Source organism: Caloranaerobacter azorensis DSM 13643, from assembly GCF_900129995.1.
Lineage (GTDB): Bacteria > Bacillota > Clostridia > Tissierellales > Thermohalobacteraceae > Caloranaerobacter > Caloranaerobacter azorensis.
On sequence record NZ_FQXO01000014.1, the window covers coordinates 37,194 to 47,034 of the forward strand.

Consider the following 9,841-nt stretch of genomic DNA (forward strand, 5'->3'; position numbering starts at 1 on the left):
ATTATCAATTCAGCCCAATGCTTGTAATATAATACCATTTAAGAAATTATAGTATTTTGCCGATATAATATAAAGATGACATTAAAGATTCGGAGGTATGGGTATGGTAATGAACGGATTAAAAAGGATTTTTTCTATAATTTTAGTTGTGATACTTACAATTACATATGTCCCATATTTAGATATGATAGGTTATTCAGAGAATACTTTAAGTATAGATTCTATAACTCCAAATAAAGTTTCTGCTGGAAATGGTAAAATTGTAACCGTTACTGGTACAGGATTTGGTAATGATGCTGAACAAATAAGTATAAAGATAATGTATGATAAGAAAAGTGAGATTACTAATCTTGATAGTAGCAGTATATTATCCATTAATGATAGTGAGATTAGGATAAGAATACCTGATTCAAATGGATACATAGGTGGAGCTTATTTATCTATAAGTAGAACAGGTTGGGGAGCAGCTTCCATACCTTTCGAATATGTAAAAGATCCTAGTATAGGGAAAGTTATTACAAATACAGAGATAAAAATTGAAAGAGATACAGATGGGAATATAATAAAAAATCCTGATGGTTCAGTAAAAAGAAGTAAAGAAACATATTTAGAGATTTATGGTTTCAATTTCAATTTACCCGGAAATAATGACAATATTGAAGATTATGTTGAATTAGAAAATAAAGAAAGTACGATGGCAGCTAGAGTTATTTATCAAAGCGAGGGTTATATAAAGGCAAAGCTACCAGAAAATTTTGTTTATGGGGACAATTACAGTATAACTATAAAAAATAAATTCGGGGGTTCATCTACTAGTAAGCAAATTATTGCATTAGCAGAACATGATATTACACAGCTTTCAAATTTAAAAGTTAATATAGGCAGCACATTAACTATATATGGTACGAATTTTCCTACTACTGATTTAAGTGTATATATTGGAGATGAAAATGGAGAGAAAGAAGCAGTTGTAGATGCGGCGACTATTAATCAGATTAATATTAAAGTTCCTCAAGTAGCTACTAATCAATTTCAAAATGTAAAAGTTGTGAACAAAGTTCAAAAAACAGCGGTAACTCTAGTAGATGAATTAGAAGTTTTACCATCTCCGACCCCTTTTACCGTATATGCTATTACACCGAATGCAGGTACAAAACAGGGGGGAACAGAAGTAAGAATAGTTGGTACAAATTTAACTCCTGATATGAAGATAATGTTTGGTGAAAATTATGCAACTAATGTTGAACTCGATAAGGAAATGAGTGTAGATGGTAAAACAGTTTTAAAAGCAGTAACCCCACCATCTGATACAATTGGAGCTGTTGATGTAAAGGTAATTAATCCTGTCGACAATGGAGAATTTGTTTTGGAAAAGGGATACAGATATACAGAAGTAGGGAATTCATTAGTAGTTATAGATATAAATCCAACTGAAGGATACGAAACAGGTGGGGATTTAGTATCTATAACAGGTATTAATTTTCAAAGAACAAGAGAAGATGACAATGGGGATATAGTTTCTGATGAAAAGAAATTCACATTATCTGAAGATAGTAAAGTACTGACATTAGTGAGTGATGTAATTAAGGATTATCCCAAACCAGGAACTAGCGATTTAGTAGATGTAATTAGAGTTAGAACTGTTAAAGTATATTTTGGTGGAGAATTAGCCGAAATACAAACAATTCAGGAAAATGGACAATCTGTTCCTACTATAATAAATAAAGATACAGGGCAGCAGGTTTTAAGAGTTAAATCGCCACAGGTTGCATTAAAACCTAGGGTAGATACTCCTGTTGATATTTCTGTTGAAATAACAACTAGATTTATAGATGCATCTACGTATGATGAGAATAAAAATGATGGTACAATTATAGACCAGTTCACAGAAAAGGAAATAGCTTCAAGACAGTTTATATATAAACCTGTTCCAAGTGCACCAGAACTTAAGAGTGTGTACTTGTATAAAGTAAATGGATTACCTTTGATAGACGATAATTCACAAATGGCTAAAGGACCTGCTGGAAGTACGATATATATATATGGTCTAGATTTTAGACCGGATGCAAAGGTATATTTCTTTAAAGAAGATGGGAAACTTCTGGACGAATATTTAGTACCAAGAAATGAGGGACAAGTAGTTGCAGTTGATACTTTACAAGGGGCTCTAAATGGAAAAACAATAAATAGAATAGAAGTAGTTGTACCAGACATAAAAGAATTAGGTGCTGTTACAGTTTTAGTAAAAAATGCAGATGGCGGAAGAACAAAGACAATAGCTGAATTTATAGAAGAGGGAAGTTATACTGATAGAGAATTAGAAGTTAGACAGTTTGAATATATTTCTACACCTATAATAGATGAAGTAGTGCCTAGCTATGGTTCTACTAACTATACAAAGGATGGGCAAGTTATTTTTAAAAATCCTATAGTTGTTATAAAAGGAGATATGTTTTTATCTATAGCGGAAACTGATCAAAATGGAGAGACAACTATTAAAAAACCTTATGTATATGTTGTTCCTAAAAGTATAACAACACAAGAAATAAAAAATGCTCATTACAGCAGTCCAGATACAATTCTTAAGTATAAGGGAGAAGTATTAGAAATAACGACAGAAAAGGATAATAAGCTCATCAAATTAGATGGGGTTAAAGATAGATTAGGAAACAGAATGGTAGTTAGGATGCCTTCTGTGAATGAAGATAATGGAGGTTATAGAGATATCATAATTATAAATCCAGATGGTGGTATTAATAGAGTGGAGGATGCTTTTGAATATAGAAAGCCTGAAAGTAGACCAGAAATAATATCTATTAAGCCAGATAAAGGTAATATATCAGGAGGAGAGAGAGTAGTAATAACAGGTAAAGATTTTGACTATGATCCTCAAGAAATACTTGTCATAGTCACTATAGATGGCGAACAAGCACAGGTTGAGAAGGTAGAGAGGAGTACATCAGGAGAGAATAATATTATAGAGGTAACTATAATCACTCCGAGAGGGACAGAAGGTAAAAAGATTTTGCAAGTAATAAATCAGGATGGCGGTACTGCTGAAGGATACTACACATATACTAGAGTTTGTACTAATCCTATCATAAAAACGATAGCACCATCTCATGGAGGACCATTGACAGAAGTAATTATTAAAGGGGACGATTTTGTACTGCCTAGTCCAGATTCACAAGATGAAGACGAAAAACGTGGCACTAGAGTATTATTTAATGATTATGAAATTCAAACTAATGTAATAGATGAAAATAATGTGGTAATAGAGGATGTTTACGTTATAGATAAAGAAACAATCAGGGTAGTAGTTCCTGATAATTTGCCTTTGGGACTTAAAGATGTAACGGTAGTAAATCCGGATACAGCCAAGTTTACTGTGAAAGATGGTTTTAACTATTTGAAACCTCAAAGTAATCCTACTATTACTTCAATATCTCCAAAAGAAGGTTCTAAAGATGGCGGAACTATAGTTACTATAGAAGGTACAGACTTTATGGAAGGAATTGAAGTATATTTTGGAGAAAAGAAAGGTATTAATCCAATAGTAAATGGAGATGGAACTAAGATATTTGTTACTACACCGAGCTATGAAATAGATGAAAAGATTACCGACAGAGTTTCTGTGCCGGTTACAATTGTGAACTCTGATGGAGGTTCTGCTACAGAACGCAATGGATTTACATTTAGAGTACCGGGAAGTTTTCCAAATATAGAAAAGATAGACCCACAAGTAGGTTCAACTGCTGGTTATGATACTATAACCATTATAGGTAATGACTTTAGATATTCAGATTTAAACAGTAATGGTAAATGGGACGAGGGAGAACCTCTACCAAGAGTATATTTTAATGGGATAGAGGCTTTAGATGTTCAATATTCTAGCTATAAAGTATTAATAGTTAAAACTCCGCCATATTTTAAGCCCGGTACAGTAGATGTTATATTAGTTAATCCAGATGCAGGTACATTCGTATTTAAAGACGGATTTACTTATGAAAGGTCTAAACCAGAAATAACTAGTATAACACCCGATACTGTTACAAAATTAGGCGGTACAGAATTAACTATTTTGGGTAAAAACTTTATCGACAGAAGTAAAATAAATCCTAGTAATTATTTTTGCGCAGAAAACATAGATTTAGAGGTTGTATTCGGAGACGAATATGATTATACACCTATTGTAGGTGGTCATGGGATTGTAGAGGTTGGGAACTTACAGGTTGAGTATGATAATAGAGATGTAGAAGCTGAAAATAATGTATTTATAAGATTGGATAATGAAGAGAAAATGTCTTTTAATCTTAAAGAAGGACAGACTAGAATAGTAACCTTACCAACTGGACTAGATGAAACGAAATTAGAAGGTATAAAGATAGAACTCAAGGACGACAAACTTATAGTTACGAGGAGATTATCTCCAAAAGTAAAATATGTAGATGAGAATACATTAATCGTTGTAACTCCTCCACAGGATACAATAGGAGAAAAGAAAGTAAAAGTTGTAAATATAGACGGAGGTACAGGAGAAGGCACAATAGAGGTAAGAAGTCCTAACAGTCGTCCGGTAATTACTAATATAGAGCCAAAAAGACCTGTTTATAAGGCAGATTCTGAAGAAGTAGATTATTATGTTGTAGAATCTACAATAGATGGAGGGCTAACATTTACTATTGAGGGTAGTGATTTTAGAAAAGGTGTAAGAGTAATGGTCGGCAGTGAGGAGGCAGAAATAATATCGAGAAGTAATGATGACGATAAAATAGTAGTAAAGTCTCCTAAAGGAAGAGAAATAGACATAAATAAGCCACTACGTATTATAGTTATCAATGAAGATGGTGGAACTGCTGATTCATCTCTTAAAGAAGGACTGCCAATATATTATGTATACAGAACGAAAGAAAGTAATCCGGTAATAGAGGAAGTTACTCCAAATAGAGGAAGTGCAGCCGGTGGCGACAGAATTACTATTATGGGTAATGACTTTAGAATAGAGAATATTACAGTAAGGATTGGGACAAGGGAAGCAACGGTGGTTTTAGAAGAATCTTCATACAAAAAATTGGTTGTAATAACACCGCCAAGCGATATTCTAGGGCCTGTAGACATATTCATTAGAAACGAGTCGGCTTTAGGTGAAGTAGTCTTAAATAATGGATTTACTTATTATTCAAATCCAACTATAGAATATATAAAACCTGATGAAGTACACTTTACAGGAGGACAAAAGGTTACAATTAAAGGTAGCATGTTTATGGAGGGTATAAAAGTATATATCGATGGAGAAGAAGTTAAAGATGTAAAGTATATAGATGAAAATACGGTAGAAATAGTAACTCCAGAAGGGGAATTAGGATACAAGGATATTAAGGTAGAAAATACGGATGGTGGTTCTTTTGTAGCAGTTGGAGGTTTAAAATATATTTTACCTATACCTTCAGAGCCTACAGGTTTCTCTGCATATCCTGGACATGAGCGTTCTATAGTTTTAAAATGGGATTCAGTGGAAGGAGCAGAGAGATATAAAATATTTGGTAAGAAAAAAGGGGAAGATGAGTACAAATTTTTAGCAGAAACTTCTGAACTTGAATATTATATTAAAGATTTAAAAGAAGATACTAGATATTATTTTAAGTTATGGGCTGTAAATAAGTATGGAGAATCAGAGGATTATGCGTATGCACATGCTACCACTTTAGATTCAAAAGAAGACAAAGGAGATAGCAAATACGATGATGAATCGATAACTACTAAAAGTGTAATAAAGAATTCGGCAGGTAATATTTCAGTATTATTACCAGAAAAATATACGATAGGTCAGTATACAATAAGCCTAACCGATAAAAATTATAAAGATTTTAAGCAGATAGAATTAATTATACCATTGAAAACAATAATGAGTGATTCTGGAAGAGTAGCTCTAATGTCTAGTGAAATATATTTGAATTTGCCGTTTTATAGTTTTAGAACTGGTTTGATAAATAAAGGTATAAGGAGTCTAGATAACGATTCTAATGTTAAAGTTGTAGTAACTAGAATACCTGAATCGGAAAAGCATATGCTATCTAAAAAGCTTGAAAGAAATGAGAAACTTTTAACAGATGTATTTAAGATACAATTTATGCTTCAAGAGGGAAAAGACGTTATACCATTTGAGATGTATAGCTATGTGAACATATCACTCATTGTAGATAAAGAAAATCTAGAAAAAGAAAGAATGCATTTAGGAGTAGTTAATGTTGAAAAAAATAAAATTGATGAGTATGAATCTTCAACCTATCAAGTATTTGACTATGATCGTATGAAATGGGTTTATTGTGTTCAGGGTAGAATAAATAAAGGAGGTAAATTTGTAGTAAGGTATAAATAATAATGTAAAATTGAAAATTTAAAATTAAAAATTAGGAGTTGATAGATAATAGTCGATGGTCGATGGTTAATAGTTATTAACTTTCGACTATCGACTATAAAATAATTTTACATTTTAAATTTTAAACTATAGTCTAGTGCCTAGTTCAAAGCGAGGTGTTATAAATGAAGAAAACAATAGCTCTGCTAATGATAGTAATGATGACTATTTCAATAGCTTCGATATCTTATGCACTATCAGGGCAGGAAACGAATACTTATGAAGGTTTGCCCACTTATAATGAGCTATATAACAATATTAACTTTACAGATATAAAAAATCATTGGGCAAAGGACTCTATATACAGAATGAGTAGTCTTTCAGTAATAAAAGGAGATGGATATAACAAATTTTACCCTGACAGTACATTGACAAGAGAACAGGCTATAGCCTTATTAGTAAGGCTATTAGGACTTAGTTCTCAAGCTCAAATATTAGGTGAAGATTCTATTAAAAATGTAGACACAGCAGGTTACAAAATTCTTACTCCAAATGACTATTGGTCGAGAGGATATATCGATGCGGCACTTCAAAACAATATAATTACTCAAGAAGAAGTGGATAATATTCTAACTTTAACGGAAGAAGAAAAAAATAATTTGGAATTAGAAGTTGAAAAAAATATAGTTTCATATGAAACAAATCCAAATCTAACTGATAATCAGATAAAGAATATAGAAAACCAATTACGAGAAAAGATAGAAAAGAAGTATACATGGAAGAAACCCGTAGATAGAGAGCAGGTGGCTATATGGGTATCTAGAGTTTTAAATTTAAAACCAATTTATGGTCAATCGCAGCAGAAAATATACAATTTAAAAGATTGGAAGAAAATAAAAACTAAAAATATACCTATCATAGAGGCTTTATTACAAAGAGGGATAATGAAAGGTGATGACAGGGGATATTTTAATCCTAAAGGTCATCTTAAAAGGGCAGAAATGGCTAAATTATTAGATAATATATTTGAAGATTTTTTACTTAAACAGGGATATAAAATAGGAACTGGGTTAGTGGAGAGAATAGATAAAAATTATCAAATAGATGAGAATACTACTATCGAAAAAAAGATATTTAGGATAAGAGATGATAAAAATAATATTTTAAATTTTATAACTCAAGAATCTGAAACAGATATCTATGACAGAGGATTTTTAGTCTATAAAAATGGGAAGATAGCTAAACATAATGAATTAAGTGAATATGACTATATAAAGTATTATATTAATCCTCAAAATAATGTCGTTTTTGTCGAGGTTTTAAATGATATACCTATACTACTAGAGGGAACGGTAGAAAAGGTTGGAGATAATCAAATTACGATTAAAGACTATTCAGAAGGTATTCATAGTTTTAATATAATTCCTGGAGTTGATATAAGAGTAAATGATAATAAGGCCGAGTTAAATGACTTACTCTATGGACAGGATGTAACATTGACAATTAGTGGCGGAAAGGTAACAAAGATAAATGGATATATAGATATTGAAAAGGAAGGATATATCCATCCAGGAGATAGAATATTTGTTGGGAAAGTTCTTTATATCGATAGTCGAGATAATAAATTGACTTTATTGAAAGATAACAGTAAATATGAGTTTACTATTAAACCGTATGTTCCAGTAATAAAAGGAGATGTTAGTATTAATTTAAATAGTATAAAGGAAGGTGATATAGTAAAACTTGAGTTTGACCAATATGAAGGGAATGTACCTATAAAAGTTAGTGTCTATACAGATGGAAGGCAGTTTAAAAATATTTTTAAAGGGAAATTAAATTTTGTAAACTTAGGCAGAAATGAGATTATTCTAAATGATGTATATTACTATAAACATGCAAAGTGGCTTTATAAAGATGAAAATATTAAAATACCTTTAAATTCTGATGTAGAAATTTATTCTGATGGATTGAATGTTTCCAAGGAAAATCTTAAGCAGTATTTAGGGAAAGAAGTATATTTAGTTACTGATGAAAAATACGGCAGAGAAGCAGCGTTTAAGATTATATTGAAAAATGGATATGAAAGAGATTATTATAATTCAATCCAGAATATTGCCTATGGACAAAATAAAATAAAAGTGGATTATAATGAGATTTATTATGACGATAAAGAGACTATAATCATAAAAGATGGAAGAGTAGTTCATCCATATAATCTAAATGAAGGAGATAATATTTATGTAATATCTCAAGGAAAAGATAAATATACAGCTGCATTAATTTCAGTTGAAAATATACCGCATTCAGGGCTTGTTATATATAGAGGAAGAATTGATGAAATAGACCAGTATAAATTTGAACTTGATGATTATGATATTTTAGAAGATAATGATTGGGATTTTTCTACAAGACAAATAAGTTTTGATATTAGTGAAGATACGAGGATTTTAGATACAAGGGGAAGCAGTCCTGTAGAGGTTCCAGTATCTGATTTTATTAAAAGTAGATTTTTGAAAGGTAAACATTCAGTAAAAAGTTATTATGGGAAATATGCTTATGTTGTTAAATATGATTCTATGGCAATAGCAATGAATATTGTGGATAAGAAAACTAGACCAAAAATAATCACAGTAGCGGATGTGGATAATGTGGATAAACTTTCAAAACTAATTTCTCTAAAGAATATTAAAGACTGGAATCAGCTTAAAGATATTTGGAATATTAATCCTGCGACATTTAATTTAGATGTAAGTAAAGCATTGATTATAAAAGAAGGACGCAACGTAACTATTAATGATATACAAATAGGTGATAGTTTATATATCTTGAGAAACAATAATGTCGGATATATAGTGGTGGTTAGATGATAATGTAAAATTGAAAAATTAATATATTTTATAATCCAAAGGAAATTATAATAAAATCTTATATTTTTAAAATTTAATGTTGATTTTATTGAAACTTTGTCTGGCATGTTTGCATGCCAGAGTCGTTATAAACAGCTTTGATTTGTGGATAATTTTGTATATAATTTCCGTAGTGGATTTCAACAAAATCTTCCTTGATTTGATTTATTTAAATCGAAGATTTTGTTACATTTTTCATTCTAAATTTTAAATTTTTGAAACTAGCACCAAGTACTAGTTTCAAAAGAGGGGCTAATTAACAGTTACAAAATATTTATAAAAACTTATAAAAACCTTAAAACAATTATAAATTCAAAAAAGTAGTTAAGGAAGATTATAGAGGGAGTTAAAAGGAAATGAGTAAATCTATAGCCGGAAATAAAAATATAAGAACATATAAAATGAGAATAAAAGACAAAAAATTCAAATCAAAGGTTATAGATTATATTTACAAGTATAGACATTTTGAAAACATGTATATAATACTCCTTAATCAAGACTATAAACAAAACATCGGAGATTTTAGGTTGTTAACTAATTATGAAATAATGAGAGCACTATTTAGGGGAACTACTCC

At 30.7% G+C, this 9,841-nt stretch carries 3 protein-coding genes; all 3 read left to right on the forward strand.

The features are described from left to right. Nucleotides 1-103 precede the first annotated feature (103 nt). Entirely contained in the window at nucleotides 104-6,379 is a 6,276-nt protein-coding gene (locus BUB51_RS03615; RefSeq protein WP_073195575.1) for an IPT/TIG domain-containing protein, read from the forward strand. Nucleotides 6,380-6,543: 164 nt separating this feature from the next. Then, nucleotides 6,544-9,225 (forward strand): S-layer homology domain-containing protein, encoded by a 2,682-nt coding sequence (locus tag BUB51_RS03620; RefSeq protein WP_073195577.1) that lies wholly within the window; start codon nucleotides 6,544-6,546, stop codon nucleotides 9,223-9,225. A gap of 395 nt (nucleotides 9,226-9,620) precedes the next feature. Continuing rightward, nucleotides 9,621-9,841, forward strand: a 221-nt coding sequence (locus tag BUB51_RS03625; RefSeq protein ID WP_200791882.1) for a hypothetical protein, incomplete at its 3' end; no start/stop codon positions are given.